Annotated in this window: 20 protein-coding genes; 13 read left to right on the forward strand and 7 right to left on the reverse strand. The window is 69.1% G+C overall.

The features are described 5' to 3' along the window. Nucleotides 1-41: 41 nt before the first annotated feature. A complete protein-coding gene (locus tag J7E96_RS13395; RefSeq protein ID WP_215130841.1) occupies nucleotides 42-725 on the forward strand; it encodes a hypothetical protein in 684 nt (227 codons plus the stop codon). Between the two features lie 89 nt (nucleotides 726-814). Then, nucleotides 815-1,303 carry an ATP-binding protein gene (locus J7E96_RS13400; RefSeq protein ID WP_215130843.1) on the forward strand — a complete coding sequence of 163 codons (489 nt, stop codon included), beginning with the start codon at nucleotides 815-817 and terminating at the stop codon, nucleotides 1,301-1,303. A 25-nt stretch (nucleotides 1,304-1,328) separates the two neighbouring features. Here the strand turns inward: J7E96_RS13400 and J7E96_RS13405 are convergent, their stop codons facing one another. After that, nucleotides 1,329-2,162, reverse strand: a complete 834-nt coding sequence (locus J7E96_RS13405; RefSeq protein ID WP_215130845.1) for a class II glutamine amidotransferase — start codon at nucleotides 2,160-2,162, stop codon at nucleotides 1,329-1,331. A 121-nt stretch (nucleotides 2,163-2,283) separates the two neighbouring features. Beyond that, the gene (locus J7E96_RS13410) at nucleotides 2,284-2,979 is read right to left on the reverse strand and encodes a L,D-transpeptidase (protein WP_215130848.1); all 696 of its coding nucleotides are present in this window, start codon (nucleotides 2,977-2,979) and stop codon (nucleotides 2,284-2,286) included. Between the two features lie 194 nt (nucleotides 2,980-3,173). On the opposite strand from J7E96_RS13410, the gene guaD reads away from it, so the two are divergent. The 3 genes from guaD (at nucleotide 3,174) to J7E96_RS13425 (ending at nucleotide 6,206) form a co-directional block, all read left to right on the forward strand. Further along, entirely contained in the window at nucleotides 3,174-4,658 is a 1,485-nt protein-coding gene (guaD, locus tag J7E96_RS13415; RefSeq protein WP_308295933.1) for a guanine deaminase, read from the forward strand. 332 nt (nucleotides 4,659-4,990) lie between these two features. Beyond that, nucleotides 4,991-5,635 (forward strand): lipoprotein, encoded by a 645-nt coding sequence (locus J7E96_RS13420; protein WP_215130850.1) that lies wholly within the window; start codon nucleotides 4,991-4,993, stop codon nucleotides 5,633-5,635. Between the two features lie 22 nt (nucleotides 5,636-5,657). Then, complete coding sequence (locus tag J7E96_RS13425; RefSeq protein WP_215130852.1) at nucleotides 5,658-6,206, forward strand: hypothetical protein; 549 nt, start codon at nucleotides 5,658-5,660, stop codon at nucleotides 6,204-6,206. A 195-nt stretch (nucleotides 6,207-6,401) separates the two neighbouring features. Here J7E96_RS13425 and J7E96_RS38160 read toward each other — a convergent pair whose 3' ends face one another. Beyond that, nucleotides 6,402-6,533 (reverse strand): hypothetical protein, encoded by a 132-nt coding sequence (locus tag J7E96_RS38160; protein WP_285439449.1) that lies wholly within the window; start codon nucleotides 6,531-6,533, stop codon nucleotides 6,402-6,404. Nucleotides 6,534-6,880: 347 nt separating this feature from the next. Between J7E96_RS38160 and J7E96_RS13430 the strand changes: the two genes are divergently transcribed. Continuing rightward, nucleotides 6,881-7,501, forward strand: coding sequence for an L-threonylcarbamoyladenylate synthase (locus J7E96_RS13430; RefSeq protein ID WP_215130854.1), 621 nt, complete (start codon nucleotides 6,881-6,883; stop codon nucleotides 7,499-7,501). 45 nt (nucleotides 7,502-7,546) lie between these two features. Here J7E96_RS13430 and J7E96_RS13435 read toward each other — a convergent pair whose 3' ends face one another. Together J7E96_RS13435 and J7E96_RS13440 are read right to left on the reverse strand one after the other, a co-directional pair. After that, nucleotides 7,547-9,169, reverse strand: coding sequence for a sigma-70 family RNA polymerase sigma factor (locus J7E96_RS13435; RefSeq protein WP_215130857.1), 1,623 nt, complete (start codon nucleotides 9,167-9,169; stop codon nucleotides 7,547-7,549). Nucleotides 9,170-9,323: 154 nt separating this feature from the next. Beyond that, nucleotides 9,324-10,634: a phytase gene (locus J7E96_RS13440; RefSeq protein ID WP_215130859.1), complete on the reverse strand. Its 1,311-nt coding sequence runs from the start codon at nucleotides 10,632-10,634 to the stop codon at nucleotides 9,324-9,326. A 220-nt stretch (nucleotides 10,635-10,854) separates the two neighbouring features. Here J7E96_RS13440 and J7E96_RS13445 point away from each other — a divergent pair, with 220 nt between their 5' ends. Continuing rightward, a complete protein-coding gene (locus J7E96_RS13445; RefSeq protein WP_251069846.1) occupies nucleotides 10,855-11,370 on the forward strand; it encodes a hypothetical protein in 516 nt (171 codons plus the stop codon). A gap of 85 nt (nucleotides 11,371-11,455) precedes the next feature. Further along, nucleotides 11,456-12,004, forward strand: coding sequence for a CchlQ (locus tag J7E96_RS13450; RefSeq protein WP_215130861.1), 549 nt, complete (start codon nucleotides 11,456-11,458; stop codon nucleotides 12,002-12,004). A gap of 28 nt (nucleotides 12,005-12,032) precedes the next feature. On the opposite strand, the gene J7E96_RS13455 is transcribed toward J7E96_RS13450, so the two are convergent. Further along, on the reverse strand, nucleotides 12,033-13,190 hold the full coding sequence (locus J7E96_RS13455; protein WP_251069847.1) for an agmatine deiminase family protein: 1,158 nt from the start codon (nucleotides 13,188-13,190) through the stop codon (nucleotides 12,033-12,035). A gap of 79 nt (nucleotides 13,191-13,269) precedes the next feature. Between J7E96_RS13455 and J7E96_RS13460 the strand changes: the two genes are divergently transcribed. The 5 genes from J7E96_RS13460 to J7E96_RS13480 all read left to right on the forward strand — a co-directional run bounded on the left by J7E96_RS13460 (nucleotide 13,270) and on the right by J7E96_RS13480 (nucleotide 17,911). Then, nucleotides 13,270-13,851, forward strand: a complete 582-nt coding sequence (locus tag J7E96_RS13460) for a TetR/AcrR family transcriptional regulator (protein WP_215130863.1) — start codon at nucleotides 13,270-13,272, stop codon at nucleotides 13,849-13,851. A 138-nt stretch (nucleotides 13,852-13,989) separates the two neighbouring features. After that, a complete protein-coding gene (locus J7E96_RS13465) occupies nucleotides 13,990-14,250 on the forward strand; it encodes a hypothetical protein (protein WP_215130866.1) in 261 nt (86 codons plus the stop codon). A 637-nt stretch (nucleotides 14,251-14,887) separates the two neighbouring features. Then, complete coding sequence (locus tag J7E96_RS13470) at nucleotides 14,888-16,135, forward strand: T4 RnlA family RNA ligase (protein ID WP_251069848.1); 1,248 nt, start codon at nucleotides 14,888-14,890, stop codon at nucleotides 16,133-16,135. A 3-nt stretch (nucleotides 16,136-16,138) separates the two neighbouring features. After that, complete coding sequence (locus tag J7E96_RS13475; protein ID WP_308295934.1) at nucleotides 16,139-17,053, forward strand: AAA family ATPase; 915 nt, start codon at nucleotides 16,139-16,141, stop codon at nucleotides 17,051-17,053. Nucleotides 17,054-17,269: 216 nt separating this feature from the next. Further along, nucleotides 17,270-17,911 (forward strand): carbonic anhydrase, encoded by a 642-nt coding sequence (locus tag J7E96_RS13480; protein WP_374196665.1) that lies wholly within the window; start codon nucleotides 17,270-17,272, stop codon nucleotides 17,909-17,911. A 100-nt stretch (nucleotides 17,912-18,011) separates the two neighbouring features. Here the strand turns inward: J7E96_RS13480 and J7E96_RS13485 are convergent, their stop codons facing one another. Then, on the reverse strand, nucleotides 18,012-18,671 hold the full coding sequence (locus tag J7E96_RS13485) for a DUF2278 family protein (RefSeq protein WP_215130870.1): 660 nt from the start codon (nucleotides 18,669-18,671) through the stop codon (nucleotides 18,012-18,014). Nucleotides 18,672-18,726: the final 55 nt, after the last annotated feature.

Genomic DNA, 18,726 nt, shown 5'->3' on the forward strand with positions numbered 1-18,726 from the left:
TCCCCCTGGCACTTCGCACCATCCCCGTGAGGAGAAACACCGTGGCGAACCCGACCCTCCGAGGCCGCGGCGGCACCGGCGCCCCCCGGCAGCGCTCCGTGGCCGCGGCCGCCCGGGCGGCGGCCAAACGCTCCGAGAGGACGCGGCGGCCCACCGAGCCCGCCCCGGCCCCGGACCCGGCGGACACACCGCCCGCCGAGCCGGCCCCCAGCCGCACCCGCGGCCGCCCCGGCCTCCTCAGCGCGGTGCTCGCCGTCCTCACCCTCGTGGGTCTGGTCGCCACCGCCACGCTCGGCGTGCAGTACCGAGAGGCCGAACGCACGGCGCAGGCACGCGTGGCCGCGCTCGCGGCGGCGCGTAAAGCGGCCCCGGTGATCCTCTCGTACGACTACCGCCACCTGGACCGCGACTTCACCGCGGCCCGCGGCCACCTCACCGCCCCGTTTCTCGACCAGTACGGCAAGACCACCAAGGCCGTGGTCGCGCCCACTGCCAAGAAGTACCGGGGCGTGGTCAAGGCCACGGTCGCGAAGCCCCCGGGCGGCGACGCCCCGGCGGCCTCGGTGGTGTCGGCCTCCCCGGACAAGGCCGTGGTCCTGATCTTCATGAACCAGCTCACCACCAGCACCCAGGTCTCGGGCCCCCGCCTCGACCTCAACCGGGTGCGGATGACGCTCGTACGGACGCCGCAAGCCTGGAAGGTCTCAGCGGTGGACGCGCTGTAGCCGGCGCAGGGGGTGTCCGGTGCGGGGGGCCGGTATGGCTGATCCGTGACACAAAGAAGTACTTTCTTACGAGGAGGTGTCTCTCGCGGATGCAGGCAGACAGAGGGCTTGACGTGGCCGTGCTCATCGGGCTGCAGGCGGCCGGGAAATCGACCTTCTACGCGCAGTATCTCTCTGGCCGTTACGCGCTGGTCAGCAAGGACCTGTTCCCCCGCGCCGCCCGCAACAAGCAGCAGCGGCAGATGCGCCTGATGGAAGAGTCGCTGGCCGCCGGAAGACCGGTGGCGCTCGACAACACCAACCCGTCGCCGCAGGAGTGGGGACCGCTGGTAGGTCTGGCGCACGCCCACGATGCGACCGTGACGGCGTACTGGTTTCCCCCGGACGTCGAGGGCTCCCTGCGACGCAATGCCGCACGGGAGGGGCGGGACCGCGTCCCGGACGTAGGAATCTTCGCCACGCTCAAGCGGCTGCGCAAGCCGGCGCTCTCCGACGGGTTCGACACCGTGACGGAGGTGCGGTTCGACGGGCACGGCGGATTCGAGGCGCGGCAAATCCTGGGCGACCGGAAAACCTGAGCAATCCCTTCACCCAGGGACCGGCCTACACCGGCTGCGGCGCGAAGGACAGCAGCTCGTCCAAGCCCGGCTGGACGACGGCGCAGCTGTTCTCGGGAACCTCGTTCCAGACGCCCGGAAGATCACCCAATGGCTCGGACACTATGAGGCGCGTCTCCGCGGAGACGCCCCGCAGGAAATCGAGGTCGGGGTGGAGCGCCCGCACGGCGTCGGCGCGGCTGCTGTAGAAGAGCGACCGCGATGCCCCCTGGCTCGAGTACCGGAAAGCCCACAGCCGCTCACCGTCGGTCACCGCGATGGTCATCTGGAGCGGAAACTCCACCCCGTGCTCCCGGCACAGCCCTTCTACCAGCCCGGCCATCCGGGCAACAGCACCCGGTGCGTCCTGGTCCAGACCCAGGGTGATCGCCAGGTAGAACATCACTTCCGAATCCGTCGACCCTTCGAGCAGGGAGAACAGCGTGGGGTCGATGGCCAGACAGAGATCGCGCCGCATCCGGTGGAAATCGGCGATCGCACCGTTGTGCATCCACATCCACCGGCCGTGGCGAAAGGGGTGGCAGTTCGTCTGCTGCACGGCCGCACCGGTCGAGGCGCGGACATGAGCGAAGAACAGCGGCGAGCGAACGTGGTCCGCGATCTCCTGCAGGTTGCGGTTGTTCCAGGCGGGGCCCGTGTCCCGGACGATGGCGGGCGTACCCGCGTCGGATCCGTACCAGCCGATGCCGAATCCGTCGCCGTTGGTCGTCTCGACCCCCATCCGTGAATGGAGACTCTGGTCGATCAGGGAGTGGGCGGGCTTGTACAGAATGTCACCCAGCAGAACAGGGGTTCCGGAGTAGGCAAGCCATCGGCACATGGAGAGCACTCCCCTTTCGGTCGACGCCGCCCGCGTCGCGCGACGGCCACGGCGCGCCACGGGCGCCGGGCCGCTCGTCCTCTGGGCGGATGCCCCGCATCACCGGCGGGAAACAGCCGGCTCAGGTGCCGGACTTCCGGCCGTAGACGAAGACGTCGTCGCCGTTGCGGAGCATGCTCCAGTACTTCGTGGCGTCGCTTTTCGTCATGTTTACGCACCCGTGCGAGCCGGGCGGCGCCCAGACGCTGATACCGACGGAGTGGAAGGCCTGTCCGCCGTCGAAGAACTGGCTGTACGGCATCGGCACGTTGTACAGGCTGGACACGTGGTCGATGTTCCGCCAGTAGATCTTCTTCAGGCCGGTGCGGGTCTCGTAGCCGTTACGGCCGGTACGCACCGGGACCGGTCCGTACGCCAGCTCCTTGCCGTCCTGGATCCAGCTGAGCTGGAGTGTCAGGTCGACGCAGGCGATACGGCCCTTGTTCGTCGGGCACTTGCCGGCCCTGTTCGGGTTCTTCCCGACAGCCTTCTGCTTGTTCATGAGGTCCATGACGCCCCAGGTGATGGGGCCGGCGAACCCGGCGTTCGGACTGATCGAGTGTTTCGTCTGGAATGCCTGGATCGCCTTGCAGTCGGCGGACGACTGCCTTCCGTCCACCGGGCGGCCGAGGAACTTCTCGACCTGCTTCTGGTAGGTCCCGGTCCGCGTCGTGCACGACGCGGCCTGAGCCGTTGTGCTTCCCATCACCACAGTCAGCGGGGCCACCAGTGCGGTGATCCCGAGCATGACAATTCCTCTTCGGCGTATGTCACTCACGGCTGTCCCCTCCTTGTCCGCGCGCATTTCACGTTCCGTGTGGTAGACGGCGGAGAGGCCGGAGGAGTTGCGCGCAAGAAGGAGACGGTTCCGTAACTCCGTGCCGCGGCAGGGTGCGGTGCATACGGGTGAGACACCGGTGGCGCGTGGGAGTCCTGCGACGGTGGAGCGGCGGGTCCGAGGAAGCTCGGGCTGTGAGTGACGAGAAAGCAACACACGCCTCCGGGCCCGGTCGTCGAAGCCTGCTGGCCGGTATGGGCGCGGCCGCGGTTCCGGCCATGGCTCTTTCCGCCCCGTCTGCGGCCCATGCCATCGGCCGGGCGGTTCACGCGCCGCCCCGTACCGGGCAGCAGCAGACACACCCGACCGTGGTGTTCGGCCACGTGCTGCACTTCCTCGAGGATCCGGGTGACCCGCCCGACCCCACGGCATGGGAACTGTTCGAGGACGGAGCACTCGCGATCGGCGGGGACGGCACGGTCACCTACGCCGGGCCGGCCAGTGACCTGCCGGAGCGGCTGCGCCGTGGCGCGCGGACGATCGACCACCGCGGGCGGCTGATCGTGCCGGGATTTGTCGACACCCACATTCACGCCGCACAAGTGGACGTGATCGCCTCCTACGGCAAGCAGTTGCTGGAGTGGCTCGAGACATACGTTTTCCCGGCGGAGGCCAGGTTCGACCGGGCGGCGCACGCCCGGGCGCTGGCCGGATTCTTCCTCGACCGGCTGCTGGCGGCCGGAACCACGACCGCGACCGTGTTTCCCACCATCCATCCCGCCTCGGTGGACGCGTTCTTCGAGCAGTCGCTGCAGCGGGGGCTGCGCATGCTGTGCGGCAAGGTGCTGATGGACCGGGAGCCGTACGCACCGGCCTACCTCCGTGACCGCAGCGTCGCCGAGGCCGAGCAGCAGACGCGTGAGCTGATCGGCCGCTGGCACGGCAAGGAGCGCCTGGGATACAGCGTCACGCCCCGCTTCGCCCCGACTTCGACCGAGCCGATGCTGGCCATGACCGGCCGGCTGCTCGAAGAGCACCCCGACCTGTGGCTGCAGACCCACGCGGCGGAGAACAAGGACGAAGTCGCGCTGGTGAAGAAGCTGTTCGGCGGCCGCTCCTACATCGACGTCTACGAGCGCTACGGCCTGCTGACCAAACGCTCCCTGTTCGCCCACTGCGTTCACATCGACGCCACCGACCGTGCCCGGCTTGCTGCGGCCGGCTCGTCGGTGGCCTTCTGCCCCACTTCGAACCTCTTCCTCGGCAGCGGTCTGTTCGACCTCCACGCCGCCCGCAAGAGCAAGGTGAGCGTCGGACTGGGCACCGACGTCGGAGCCGGCACAAGCTACTCCCTGCTGACCACCCTCAACGAGGCGTACAAAGTCACCGCCCTGCGGGGAAGGACCCTCTCCGCCTACCGCGGCTTCTACCTGGCCACACTCGGCGGCGCGCAGGCGCTCGACCTCGACGACACCATCGGCAACTTCCGCCCGGGCAAGGAAGCCGACTTCACCGTGCTGGACTTCACCGCCACCGAAACCCTGGCCCGCCGCACCGACGTCGCCAAGGACTTCGCCGAGCGCCTCTTCGCGCTGATGATCCTCGGCGACGAACGTGCTGTCGCCGCCACCTACGCCCAAGGACGCCTCGTCCACGACCGCGACAACAACGCGAGCTGACCGAATTGGTCTGGTTCGAAGTGGGTCGTCCGGATCCACCCGGGAGGGGCACCGCGCATGGTTTTCCCGAAGATTCTGAGCTCGCTCGGCATGAACTGCTCGTACAGGACGGCGCGGACGGACCCAGCTCGAAGCCGTGTTCATCGCCCGCGAGGGCGAAATCAATGTGCACCCGGACCCCCACCCGGCTCTACCCTCACCTACGCGGGCATGGACCTCGCCCACTGGGCCGCCTGACGCCTGACCGGCGCTCCTCCCCCCACACCGGACGTACTCGTCGGCGTGCCTGAGGTAGCCTGCGGTGATCATTTACGCTCAGGGGTGGGGACTTCATGGGGCAGGACTTCGCGCGGGGCATCGTCCCGGCGGCGGCGCTGGCAGTACTGATGCTGGCCGGCTGTTCGTCGGCGCCGGACGGCGGTACGACCGGACGGGACAAGTCGGCCAAGCAGCCGAGCGAGAGCGCGCCGGCCGGGGCGACGGCCAAGGGCGCGAGCATCGGCGGCACCGGTACGCCGTGCGTTCTGCCCGTCTCGTTCACCACCGCTGCCGACTGGACGGCGGAGAAGGTGAAGGCCGGCGACGACCCCGTGTTCGGCTCGATCGCCAAACAGGGCACCGTGAAGCTCGCCTGTGAGATCGACGCCAAGCCCGCCGGGAATATCGGCTACCTTCGCGTCTGGACCGGCGATGACGCCGCCACCCCGCGCAAGGTTCTCGAAGGATTCATGGCGGAGGAGTCCAAGGCCACGACAGTCCGCTACCGCGAGACGAAGGCCGGTGACCTCCCCGCCACCGAGGTCACCTACGTCCGCACGACCGAGCTCGCGGACGAGCCGAAGAAGGAACGGGCGCTCGCCGTCAGCACCCCGCGCGGTGCGGTGGTACTGCACCTGGGCGGGTTGGACACGTGGCAGCACGAGCAGATGCTGCCGGCGTACGAACTGGCGAAGGAAACCATGGCAGCCACGGGCTGACGACGAGCAGGGAGATCACCGAGTGTCCGACCTGGACTTCTATGCTCACGTCGCCACCCGATGCGACGTTCTGGGAACAGGAATCGGCTCCGATCGCGACGGCTGGGAAGCCGCTGTGGGGCCGGATTACCTTGACGATCCCGGTGGTGGGCTCCTGCGCCGGGACTACGGGCTCGTGGAGGTGACATTCGCGCCGAGACCTCAAGGGCCGATGTCCTGCGTCGCCTTCGGCGTGAAGACCCACCGGCTGCTCCACGGCCAGTCCGCGAACGTCGTGCCGCCACCGCTCTCACAGGAATACGGGACCTTCGCGCCCAGGGTCCGACATGAGGAACTGCGGGCCGCCATCCGGTCGCTCGGCCGCACAGTCGAACTTGAGGACGAGTCGAGCGACGTACACCGCTATCGGGTACCGGAATCCGGTGCGCGCATCTTCGTCGTCGCGGATCCCGACCCGTATGGGCATGGCGACCACCGTCCGGACGAGCCGGAGGAGCGCCAGGTGGGCGACGTATGGATGCTCGACGTGTCACCGGACTGGTGGGGTCCGCAGCAACGGCGGCGCACGTGACGGCTATCAGGATGGAACGTAAGGCGTATGGTGCGGCCGCGGACCGGAGGACGATGTCTCCCCGGTCCGCAGCCGGTCGAGGGGGTGGCCAGTCTCTCCGCAGTAGAGATTCGAGCCGGTGCGGACGCCCAGGATCCACACTCAAGCGTGATGTCATGATCGAGTCAAGGTATAGACCAATGGGACCATGAACGGTTACGCCAGGACCACGGTGAGCATCGCCGAAACGACCGTGCACACAGCAACGGACAGCATCACCATCCGCACCGGCCCGGCCAGCCGGCCGCCCTCGGACCGCAGCCACACGCCAGGCGCAGAGCCCTTCACGGCAGGCTCCGGCTCAACTGCCGCAGTGGCACGCGGGACTGAGGTGCTGCCGCTCTGACGCATCTGCGCACACCACACGCAGTCGCCGCCGCCTCCATGCAGCGGCGAGTCCAGCCAGTACGCACCCAGCAGTGAAGCGCCAAACTCCGGGACGGGGTCATTACCGAATGCCTCCATGCCCGGATCAACGGCCTGCCCGGAGCATCGGAACCGTCCGGCATCCCTTCTGCAACGCCACCGTCATCGAGCCGTTAGCTGGCGTCTTCGTACGATCTGATCAAACCTCTGCTGTTAGCTGGGCGCGCTCTCGGCCCGGCGGTGCCGTCCTGATCACCTAGACTCGGCGGATGGCGAAGTATTTCGACGTGCACCCCGAGAATCCTCAACGGCGCACCATCAGCAGTGTGGCTGACAGCATCCGGTCCGGCGCGCTCGTCGCGTACCCGACGGACTCCTGTTACGCACTGGGCTGCCAGCTGGGCAATCGTGACGGTCTCGGCCGGATCCGCTCGATCCGGAACCTCGACGATCGTCACCACTTCACCCTGGTGTGTCAGGACTTCGCGCAGCTGGGTCAGTTCGTGCACGTCGACAACGACGTGTTCCGCGCGATCAAGGCAGCGACGCCCGGCAGCTACACCTTCATCCTGCCGGCGACGAAGGAGGTGCCGCGCCAGCTGCTCCACCCGAAGAAGAAGACCGTCGGAGTACGAATTCCCGACCATGTCGTCACTCAGGCCCTGCTCGCCGACCTCGGTGAGCCGTTGCTCTCCAGCACCCTGCTCCTGCCCGACGAGGACGAACCTCTGACGCAGGGCTGGGAGATCAAGGAACGGCTCGACCACGTCGTGGACGCCGTCGTCGACTCGGGCGACTGCGGCACCGAGCCGACCACGGTCATCGACTTCTCCAGCGGCGAAGCGGAGATCGTACGCCGAGGGGCAGGCGACACCGCCCGGTTCGAGTAACCGCGCCACGCACTGCGGTTCGCGTTCGTGACCACTGCTGCCGCGTCAGCGGGATGCGCCGAAGACCTGCGTCCACCAAGGGCCACCGGAGGCGTCGTGGATTCCGATGCCTATTTCTTTGAAGGAGCAGTTGAGTATGTTCGCCCGGTGGCCGGAACTGTTCATCCAGGACTCCATCACCTGAGCCGGGGTTCGCTGACCCATGGCGATGTTCTCGCCGTACGTGCTCCAGGCATAGCCCGCGGCTGTGATGCGTTCGCCGGGGCCCGCGCCGTCCGGGTTGGTGTGGTCGAAGAAGTCACGGGCGGCCATGTCCGCGGAGTGGCGCTGGGCTGCCGTGTTCAGGCGGCTGTTCTGGCTGACCGGGCCGCAGCCGTTGTCTGCCCGCTCCGTGTTGACCAGATCAGTGACCTGCTGGTTGAAGGACGAGGGGCTTGTGCCCGACTGGACCGCGGGGCGGGGCTTTGGGGCCGCTGGGCGCGGGGAGGTTTTGGCGGAGGTCTTGGAGGAGGGCTTGCTCGGAGTCGGCCGAGGGGTTGCTTTCGCGGGCTTCCTGGCCGGCGACGGCTTGGCCGAGGCGCGTGGGGCGGCGGAGGGGGATGAAGGCGCGGACGTCGTCGGGGAGGCAGGCGGCGTAGAAGCCGCGACGGGCGGCAGGGCCGCCTCGGCGGCTGCCCGTGACCGGGTCGTCTCCGAGGCCCCGCCCGGCTTCAGCGTCGTCCAGCCCGCGTATCCCCCGCCGCCCACCAGCAGCACCGCGGCCGAGGCCGCGACCGCCCGCCGGCGCCGCGACCGTCGGCCGCGCCGCTCCTGACGGCGGCCGCCGGGCACGAGCTGGACGGGGGCGTCACCGTGCGCCGCGAGGCCAATGGCCTCGCGTTCGCCCGACATGGCCGCACCGGCCAGCGCGGCGCTCGCCGGGATCAGCCCCAGGCCGACCAGGAGTCTTTCCGCCGGCACCAGTTCCGCGCCGTACCCGGAGCAGACCGTGCAGTCCCTGGCGTGGCGCGCCAGCCGCTTGCGCCACAGCGCGGACGGTACGCCGTTCCACACGGCCAGGCCATCGTCCAGCAGTACGCACCGTGGCACCGCCGACAGGGCGCGTACGACCACGCGCGCCGTCTCCAGCTGCGCCTTCATGCGCTGCACGCGCACCGCGGTGTGCTGGGGTGACAGTTCCATCGCGGCAGCCACCTCGGCCCGCGTGAGCTCGCCCGCCGCCTCGAGCCACCACAGCGACAGCAGCGCGCGGTCGTCGGCATCCAGCCAGCGGGTCGCTTCCGCGACTTCCCGGCGCTGTCCCGACAGGCCCAGGCGCACGATGGTCAGGTCCACGAAGTCCGCGCCGGGATCAGCCAGCTCGAGGGCCTCCGCCAGCTCGCTGCCGGCCTGGTCCGCGCGACGGGCCTGCCAGCGGTCGCGTATCTGATTCATCGCGATGGCCACCAGCCAAGACCGGAAGCTTGCCGGATCGCGCAGCGAGCCGAGGCCACCGAGCGCGCGGATCAGCGTCTCCTGCACTACGTCATCGACATCGGCATGCCCGCTCAGTGCCCGGCCCACGATGTTGTAGACGAGTGGCAGATACGCGGTGACGAGCTCGTCCTGCGCCCGCTGGTCGCCGCCCTGGGCCGCCTTGACCACTGCGGCTTCACGTTCGCTGCCCACACTCGGCTCTCTTCCTCGGGCTGCGCCCGTTTCCTCGCTGTTCTGTCCGACACCAGGGAGACCGGCTGCGTGGAGGGGGATAACAGAAAAGCACACGCGTTCTATGGCGGGTGGCCCGGGGGGCGGCGTCGTAGTGCAGGGAGAGATCCAGTCGTCAGTCGTCGATACGGTCCATGACGCGGCCGAGGTCGACGAACTTGAACCCGGTCGCTTCTCGGCCTTCGGGGACCGATGGCGTGTCGTGTCCGTCCTGGACGACCAGCAGGCCACGCGGGTACTTCGTGCCCAGCGGGGCGTTGAGGGCGGCGGCGCCGTCGCATTCCTCGGAGCCGTCGAGGGTCCGGCCGGCGGCGACGACGCGGAATCCGCCCTCGTACTCGTTGTCGTCCTCCACCTCGCGGTCGTACAGGGCGAAGGTGTCGTCCCCCTGGCTCGAGGCGAGGATGTACCCTTCGCCGTCGGTCTCGGTGAGCAGCGTCAGCCCCTCGACGTCGGCCGCGAGGCGCTCACCGCCGAAGCCGGGGTCGGAGCCGGGGGCGCATTCCTCGGTCTCCTCGTCGTACGCGCCCGGAATGCCGTATTCGCGGACCTTGTCGATGAGCTTCGGCGCTCCCGTGAGGTCGGCGCGCATGCGCCAGATACCGACGTCCTCCTGTCCGGCATAGAGAGTGCCGTTGGCCGGGTCGACCACCATGCCCTCCACCTGCGGCAGTTCGCCGGGTTCGGCGCACGGCGTCCACGAGGTGCCGTTCGGCAGGCTGAAAGCGGACGGGAGGCCGAGCTCCCGGATCTTGCGATAGGTGACCGTGCCGCCGGGGGTGGAGACGAGTTCCAGCAGGGCGATGGCGGTGCGGTTGCGGCGGCTGACCAGAGCGTAGGAGCGGCTGCTGGCCGAGTCCGTCCAGGTCGCGAGACCGTAAGCGGTGTGCTGCTCGTTGACCTCGTCCTGACCGGCTGAGAAGACGCGTGGGGCGGACGGGTCCGTGACATCGGTGAGCGGGCCCCCGGGGTGGCGCCGGTCTATGCGGTAGATCCGCAGCCGGTCGTGGCCGCGGTCGCTGGCCACCGCCAGGTCGGCGCGCCCGGCCTGCAGCCGCAGGCCGTGGACCAGGTCGACGTTGTTGAACCGGCCGGGTGCGTCGCCGGGGCCAGGCGTGGAAGGCGCCGGTATCGACTGCACCTGCCGGGCGTCGAGGTCGTAGACCCGCAGGCCACCCTCCTTGGCCGTGGCGATCACCAGGCTGGAGTCCGGGTCGGCGGAGTCGCGCCAGATCGCGGGGTCGTCGGCGTTGGCGCTGCCGCCCGCCTCGTCGTCGTACAGCGTGGGCGTTTCGGCTCGCGGGGTGACGGCGGGCAGCGACTCGGAGGCGTGAGTGCGCGCTTGGGCGGGCGCGAGTGCGGCGATGGCCGCTAACGCCGTCCCCACAATCAGGGCCGCCGAGCGGACAGAACGGTTCGTACTCATGAAGGTCTCCTTACTGCTGGCACCATGCCGATCGCCGGGCGTGAGCATCCAACCGCAGGGTGGCCGCGAGCCGTCCGACAGGCAATACGTACGTGTGCGGGCCGTGAACTCACTCCTGGCCCAGATTTCACTGAGCAGTTTTGTCCGTAAATTTCATAGAAGCCACGGTCATGCTGGTACATCTCTCGGAGCGAAATGACCTTCCTTGGGAGATGACGTCTTGTCAGGCAGCCCCAGCAGTCCTCACCGTCCGGCCCGGCGTGCGGAGCCCTTGCAGCGGGTGCTCTTCGGCGGCGTGTACGGGACGGTGTTCGCCAGTGCTCTGGCCGCCGCTCTGGAGAATGACAACGGGCCGCCCAATCCCGGGTACGACGCCCTGTGGGTCCTGGTAGCCGCCGTGGCCGCCGCGGCATCGCACGGTTACGCCCATGCCCTCGCCCACCGAGTGGCCCACGACCCAGCGGTTGTCAGCACGTTCCGGTCCGTGCTGGCGGAGTGGCCTCTGATGGCCGCCGTACTCCCTACCGTCGCGGCGCTGCTCAGCGCCCAGGCTGGATGGTGGAGTGAAAGCTCCGCTCTCGCGGCAGCCCTGGCGGTCAACACAGCGGCGCTGTTCGGCTGGGGGCTGTGGGCGACGCGGGTGGCCGGCCGCGGTTGGGCGGCAGCGTGCCGGGCAGGCGGCGTGGACATGTTGTTCGGGCTGTTCATCATCGCCGCGAACGCACTGAGCAAGTGAGGCCTTTTCCCGGTAACCGCCGACCTTCGAGAAGAGACATCCGTACATTCGGACTTCGACCATTTGGATCACTACGGGGGCAAAAATGGACTGGGGAACGCTCGTAGCGACGGTCAGTGGTGGCTCGATCGCCATCACCGGCACCGTTCTGGCCGACTACCTGCGCCATCGCCGCGAGGACGACCGCGGTGTCGGTGCACGCAGGCGCGCGGTGTACATCGAGTTCATCAGCGCGGCCGGGGTCTGCCATGCGCGGTTGCGGCATATCGCCCAAGGCCCGGCAACCGAGCCCGACTTGGAGTCCGCCACTCGTGCGGCACTGAGTGATGCCGGTATCTATGAAGCGCGCGAAAGGCTGTTCATCGACGCGACGACCGCCGTCGCCGGCGCCGGACAGGTGATGTTCGAGCGGCTCCGTGGTCTCCAGCGTGCGATCGCGGCAGGGGCTTCGATCGAGTCCGCGGCTTTCCATGACGCCTACCACCCCTATATCGGCTCGGTGTGGGTGTACCGGGTCGCGGTGCGCGAAGAGCTTGAGGGGCGGTCCCTTTCACCCGACGCCTTCGGATGGGAAGGGTGGGACGGCGCGGACCGGTGCGCGATATGCCGGGAAGTACCCGCCTCGGGAACGTGAGCCCCGACCCACAAGGCGGACGCGGCGGTCAGACGGCCGGTTGCTGCTGGGTGGCACAGTGGATGCCGCCCCCGCCTTCGGCGAGCGTGTGGATGTCCAGTTGCAGGACGGCCCGCCCGGGGTGCAGGTCCCGGACGATCGACGCGGCACGGTCGTCCGCCTTGCGGTCACCGAAGCGCGGGAGGACTACCGCGCCGTTGATCACGTAGTAGTTGACGTACGAGCCCAGGAAGTCCGGCCCCCGCTCGCCGAGCGCGGCCGGGGCCGGCTCCGGCATCTCGACGATCTCCAGTCGTCTGCCGCGTGCGTCTGTCGCCGACTTCAGAACCTCACGTGCTTGGTCGTACGCCCGCGTCCACACATCCGGCTTGGCTCCGGCCGGTGGCCGGCTCAGCACAACGACGCCGGGCTCGGCGAAGCGGGCCAGCGCGTCGACGTGGTAATCGGTGATGTCCTTGCCCCGTACGCCCTCGAACCAGATCACCTTGGTGACGCCCAGCAGATCCTTCAGCGCCGCCTCGATGTCCGCGCGCGAGCGGCCCGGGTTGCGGTTGGGGTTGACCAGGGAGCTCTCGGTGACCAGCAGTGTGCCGGCGCCGTCAACCTCCAGGGAGCCGCCCTCAGCCGTGATCGGCGCACTGATCCGGGCCACGCGGTCCCGGCCCAGGACCTGCTCCGCGACGTGAGCGTCGCGCCGGTGCTCCTGCTTGCCGCCCCAGCCGTTGAAATGGAAGTCGATACCGGCCGTTTCGCCGCCCGGCCCGGTCACGAAGGTGGGACCGCTGTCGCGCATCCACAAGTCGTCCACGGCGATCGCTACGACCTCGACCGAGGCTCCGCATGCTCGCCGGGCACCGGCCGCCTCCCGCGGGGCAGCGAGCATCGTGACCGGCTCGTACTCGGCGACCGCCCGGGCGATGCGGGCCACATCGCGCTGGACGTCCGGGGCGGCGTCTTCCCAGACCGAATCCGACGGCGGCCACGCCATGAACGTACGCTCATGCCGCTGCGACTCGGCGGGCATCCGCCGCCCCGCCGAAGCGTCCGGCGACGTCGGTCCCCCGGCCGGTTCGCGGCTCGGGGCGGGTTCGCAGGCCGAGGCGAGGAAGCCGGCGCCGCCGAGTGCGGCAGCGGTGCCGGACTTGAGCAGTGCCCGCCGGGAGCGTTCCTTCACGACTGTCTCCAACCAGCAGAATGTCGATCCTGACTGAAATTTCAGTCAGGAATGCCAGGCTAACACTGTCCTGCCGGTACGGTGAGGGACTGTGTCAGACCGCCGAACCTTGATCCTTCAGGCCGCCACCCGCCTCATCGCCCGGCGCGGTGTACGTGGCCTGCGCGTGGAAGAGCTGGCAGCGGAGGCCCAGGTCTCCACGGCGCTCATCTACTACCACTTCGGCGACCGGGCCGGCCTGATGCGCCGGACCCTGGAGTTCATCAGCGACCGGGCCGAGCGCTATACCGAGCCCGCTGCCAGTGCGGAGTCCGATCCGCGGGCGCACCTGGAGCAGATGCTGCTGCTCGAGCTCCAGGACGTACCGGCGGTGGTGGAGAACAGCAGTGCCTGGGGCGAGCTGCGTGCGACCGCCGTCTTCGAATCCGATTTGCGCGAGCAGCTCCGGAACTCCACGTACGAGTGGGTCGAGTACGCCACCGAACTCATCCGCAAGGCGCAGGAAGCCGGCACCGTGGGTCAGGACGTGATCGCCGCAGATTCGGCGGAGCGCCTGACGACGCTCGTCGAAGGACTCAGCGAACGCTGGCTCAGCGGCTCGACCTCGCTCCGCCGCGCCCGCGAACTCCTGCGGGGCGCCCTCGTCTCGGAACTCCGCATCCCGGGAGAATGAGTCGGCCGAGTGCCGGCTGGTGGTGGTGTCTGCGCCGCGTTGCACGCCGGCGGAGGACACCGTACGGCGGCGGGTTCGTAACGCTCACCCGGTGCGTTCGTTGATCGTCGCGAACGTCCCCGCAACAGAGGTGGTCTCATGAAACTCCGGTCAGCCGTAACGGCCGCGGCCCTCAATCTCCTTGTACTCGGCAGTGCGGCTTCGGCGCAGGCCGCCGGCCCGGAACAGTTCGCCCTCAGCGCTTCCGACGCCCTCACCAAAACGTCCCTGGACCTCGCCCACCTGATGGACCGGCAGACGGAGCCCGTGCTCGGCCCCGGTCCGGTTGTTGACACGGACACCTTCGCGAGCACCACGTCGACCTTGGGGCTGGACCGGCAGAACACGCACCAGCGGTAACCGGCTCCTTCACACACTGGCCGAGGACCGGCTCGCCCTCTGCGTCGGCCGGTTCCTCAGCACGGTGCGATGGGCCAGATCTTCCCCCAGAGCGACATCATCCCTGGTCAGCGGCGTGATTCCAGCTGAGCCGCGTGGAGCGTGCTCCCGTCGCCCCGAGGGACAGGACTACCCTGGTCACAGGGATTCCTCCCGTTGGAGCGGTCGATGCGCGACTACAGTCCCGACCAGGGCAAGCGACGGCGCCCGGAGGCCGGCACTCTTCCGCCCGAGGGCCGACGCCGGGCATACAGGCTGCGCCGCATACTGGCGACGGTCCACATGCCGCTGTTCCTGGCGCTTGCCGTGCTGTTCGGCGTATGGGCGTGGCGGTCGCAAGAGGGCACTGCTCCGGATGCCTGGGCTCTGGGAGCTGTCTCATTGCTCTTCGCCGTTCTGGCTTTGCTGGCACTTGTTGACAGTGCCGTCGTACGAAGCCACCGCCATCGCCGGGGCACGCGCCGCTGAGTGCGCGGTGCGGGAATCCCTCGCCGTGACACCCCTATGACCTGCGCCTCTCGACAGCGGCCCGCACATATTCGCTACCGGCCGCGGCCTCCCGCACGAAAGAATGGGCACCAGAAACCGGGAGGAACCCATGAGCCAGGCGCACGCGCAGACGCAGACGCGAAGGCAGACGCATCTGATGCTTCAAGAGCTGTTGCCGCCCGCGGAGTTGGCGGCAGCCCTCGACGCCGGGCACGTCACCCGCAAGCCGCATCCCGAACTTCCGCTGTCCATCTACACGTACACGCGGACGTGCCAGTACGAGCGGATCTGGAACCGGGTGACCACGCGCTGCCGCGGACTCGTCGCCGACGACATCACGGGCGAGATCATCGCGCTTCCCCTGCCGAAATTCTTCAACGTCGGCGAGCACGAGGCCGGTCAGCCCTACGCGCCCGCCCTGCCGGACGAGCCGTTCGAGGTGTACGACAAGGTCGACGGCAGCCTCGCGGTGGTCTTCCACTACGCGGGCCGGTGGCAGGTCGCGTCCAAGGGATCCTTCATCAGCGCGCAGGCGCGGTGGGCGCAGCGCCGGCTCGACGGCAGGGACACATCGGCTCTGTCGCCGGGTGTGACGTACCTGGCGGAGATCCTGTACCCGCAGAACCGTATCGTCGTGGACTACGGCGACCGCCGGGACCTGGTGCTCCTCGCGGCGTTCGGCAAGGACGGCGCGGAGATACCCATGGCCGAGGCCGGGGCCGCGTGGCAGGGCATCGGGTCCGTGGTCAAGATGTGGCCTGCCATGCCGATCACCGAACTGATCGCGCTGACCACGTCGAACACGATGCCCGGCGGCCGGTCCGCCTCGGGGACCGACGCCGAGGGCTTCGTACTGCGCTTCGCTTCCGGTGTACGGGCGAAGGCGAAGCTCTCGGAGTACGTACGACTGCACAAGGTGCTGACGGGCGTCACGGAGCGGGACATCTGGCGCAGTCACGGCATCCAGCGGTTCGCGGGCATGTCCGCGAAGCGGCTGGCTCAGGGCCTGGGTTGCTCGCGCACCGAACTCGGGGGCATCACGGCGGCGGGCGGGCGGCCGCTGGACGCCCTGCTGGAGCAGGTGCCGGACGAGTTCGACGCCTGGGTGCGCGGGGTGATCGCGCGCCTGGAGGCCGAGGCGGCGGCGCGCGAGCGCGCCATCGACGAGGCGTTCGGGGAGGTGGCCCATCTGGCCGCCGACCGGGGGGCGTTCGCCCGCGCGGTCCGGAAACTGCCCGACGCGCAGATCCGGGCCGCCATGTTCCTGCGGCTCGACGGGCGCCCGACGGACCTGGTCGTGTGGCGGGCCGTGCGGCCGGAGGCGTCGGACCCGTTCAAGACCGATGAGGAGAACTGACCAGTGCCCGTAGTACACGTCATGACGGGGTTGCCTGCGTCGGGGAAGACGACCGCCGCGCGACAACTGCAGGCGGAGGCGGGGGGCCGGATGCGCCGCGTCAGCCTCGACGACCTGCGCGCCATGCTCGACCTGCCCTCGGCCGAGCGGGGCAGGTCGCGTACGCATGAGCAGACGGTGCTGGCGATCCAGGACGCCGCGGTGTGCGCGGCCGTCGACGACGGCTTCGACGTGGTCGTCGACAACACGCACCTGACGCCCCACATCCCCAAGCGGCTGAAGGCCGCGGTCGCCGGTCTGGCGACGTTCGTCGTGCACGATTTCACCGGCGTACCGGTCGATGAGTGCGTACGCCGGGACGGCGAGCGGGAGCGGCCCGTCAGCGAGGACATCATCCGGATCCTGGCCGACAAGCACGCGCGGGCCACCAGGGGCGGATGGCGGCTCACCGAAGCGTGGCTGAACGACCAGCCGCCCGTCGAGCCGTACGTACCCGACCCGGCGCTGCCGGCGGCGGTGATGTGCGACATCGACGGAACGCTTGCCCTGACGGGCGACCGTGGGCCGTACGACTTCACGCGATGCGACGTCGACCTGCTGAACGTGCCGGTGCGGCAGGCGCTGCGTTCCTTCCGGCGCGCCGACAGCGACATCATCGTGCTCCTGTCCGGACGCGGTGAGGAGTATCGCGCGCAGACCGAGACGTGGCTCCGGCGGCACGAGGTGCCCTACGACGAGCTGTGGATGCGCGAGGCCGGCGACGGGCGGCGCGACGATGTCGTGAAGGCCGAGTTGTTCGACCGTCACGTGCGTCACCGGTACGCGGTTCGGGTGTCGCTGGACGATCGTGACCGGGTGGTTGCCCTGTGGCGCCGTATGGGGCTGCCGACCTGGCAGGTCAACTACGGTAACTTCTAGGGGCCTTGTGAGGGGCCGGCCGGTGATGCTTTGCGACCGCCCATGATTTGCTCAAGGGCACGCCAACAGATCACCATCATGAATCTCAGGCCAGAACGTGACCGCTACGTTCCCCTCGTGACCTTGAATCGACACACCTCATCCAGGCCGGCGGGCACGGGGCGCCGAGCGTTGTTGCGAGCCGCTGTAGCGGGAACCGCCGCCGCCGGAGCGGCCATGACGCTCGGCACCTCGTCCGCCACGGCCGCGCCCCCGGCCATGGCGACGAGTACGCCGCGCACCCCCGGCGAGGCGCTGCGCGAGCTGGCAGCCGGCAATCGGCGGTGGCGGACATTCCAGCAGGGGCATCCTCACGAGACGCCGTACGTGCGCCAGTCGCTTGCCTCGGGGCAGCACCCGTTCGCCGTCGTCCTGGGATGCATCGATTCACGGGTGCCGCCGGAACTGGTCTTCGACCAGGGGCTCGGAGACCTCATGACGGTGCGGTCGGCCGGCGGGGTCCTGGATGAAGCCGTCCTGGGCAGCATCGCCTACGGCGTCCTGGAACTGGGCGTACCGCTGATCCTGGTCCTCGGGCACCAGTCGTGCGGCGCGGTTTCCGCCGCCGTCCGCGCGGATGAGACGGGAGAGCGACTTCCGAGACACATCCAGTACGTGGCCGATGAGATACGCCCGGCCATAGACCACAGCCGGCACGGCGACGCCCGCATCGACTCCACCATTACCCGCAACGTCGGCATGATCCGTACGCGCCTCGCAGCCGAACCCGACCTGGCCGACAGGGTGGGTACGGGGAAGCTCGCGATCGTCGGCGCCCGTTATGAGCTCCACTCACAACGCGTCCACACCATCACCTGACCCACCTGGCCGGTGCCGGGCGCAGGCTCTCGTACCCGACGTGCCCTCCGGTCACGCGGGCAGCCCTAAGGGCCGGGCGGCCGATGACGGCCTGCTGTGCCTATGCCGGGTGACCGTCGTCGTCGGTTCGGTCGGCCTGGCTGGAGAACTTGGACAGGAACACGTCCAACCGGCCGTCGCCTCCGCGGGTCAGGGTCGCCCCGTCCTGCCAGATGCCGTTCTCCTGCCACCACTGGCTTCCGTAGGGGTCGCCCTGGTTCTGGTGGATGTTGTGCATGCCAAGACCCTGGTTGAACGGCTCACCGAAAACCATGATCGCCCGGCCGGGGACAAGGATGGGCTCGAGAGCCCGTGCGGCGTCCAGGTTGGAACCCGAGATCCATGGGCGTGGTGGATTCAGCCTGTTGAGGATCGCCCTGAGCCAGGCCGGCGGCCGGCTCACGAAGACGCAGCCGGAGCGGTGCAGCAGGGCCGGGTGCCGTACGAAGTCGAGCGCCCCGGAACCGGGCGTACGGGCGAGGTCGTGGTATCCCGGTGCCAGTGCGGCCACCGGGCCGAGCGCCGAGGCGTCCAGCGTGAAGGCCTTCCACTGGACGCCGGTGCTGGACTGCTTGCTGTCCACGTCGACGGCGCACCGGTACCGCCCGGCGGGCGCGTCGACCTCCAGGTTGACGTGGAACCAGCGGCCCTGTGTGTCGGGCTGGTCGCGAAAGTGGCGGTGCAGGGTTCCTGACAGCACGCCGTAGGCGTCGAGCGGCATGCCGCCCAGTCAACCACCGGTCCCGGCCGGAGGTACGGGACGCGCGGAAGCGGCC

It is taken from the genome of Streptomyces sp. ISL-96 (assembly GCF_018614035.1).
In the GTDB taxonomy this organism is placed as follows: domain Bacteria; phylum Actinomycetota; class Actinomycetes; order Streptomycetales; family Streptomycetaceae; genus Streptomyces.

Coding starts and splice junctions, on each gene's coding strand:
- J7E96_RS13480 (WP_374196665.1), top strand. CDS start 17,270: ATGACGCTCGGCACCTCGTCCGCCACGGCCGCGCCCCCGGCCATGGCG.
- J7E96_RS13465 (WP_215130866.1), top strand. CDS start 13,990: ATGAAACTCCGGTCAGCCGTAACGGCCGCGGCCCTCAATCTCCTTGTA.
- J7E96_RS13450 (WP_215130861.1), top strand. CDS start 11,456: ATGGACTGGGGAACGCTCGTAGCGACGGTCAGTGGTGGCTCGATCGCC.
- J7E96_RS13485 (WP_215130870.1), bottom strand. CDS start 18,671: ATGCCGCTCGACGCCTACGGCGTGCTGTCAGGAACCCTGCACCGCCAC.
- J7E96_RS13420 (WP_215130850.1), top strand. CDS start 4,991: ATGGGGCAGGACTTCGCGCGGGGCATCGTCCCGGCGGCGGCGCTGGCA.
- J7E96_RS13440 (WP_215130859.1), bottom strand. CDS start 10,634: ATGAGTACGAACCGTTCTGTCCGCTCGGCGGCCCTGATTGTGGGGACG.
- J7E96_RS13470 (WP_251069848.1), top strand. CDS start 14,888: ATGAGCCAGGCGCACGCGCAGACGCAGACGCGAAGGCAGACGCATCTG.
- J7E96_RS13430 (WP_215130854.1), top strand. CDS start 6,881: ATGGCGAAGTATTTCGACGTGCACCCCGAGAATCCTCAACGGCGCACC.
- J7E96_RS13400 (WP_215130843.1), top strand. CDS start 815: ATGCAGGCAGACAGAGGGCTTGACGTGGCCGTGCTCATCGGGCTGCAG.
- J7E96_RS13405 (WP_215130845.1), bottom strand. CDS start 2,162: ATGTGCCGATGGCTTGCCTACTCCGGAACCCCTGTTCTGCTGGGTGAC.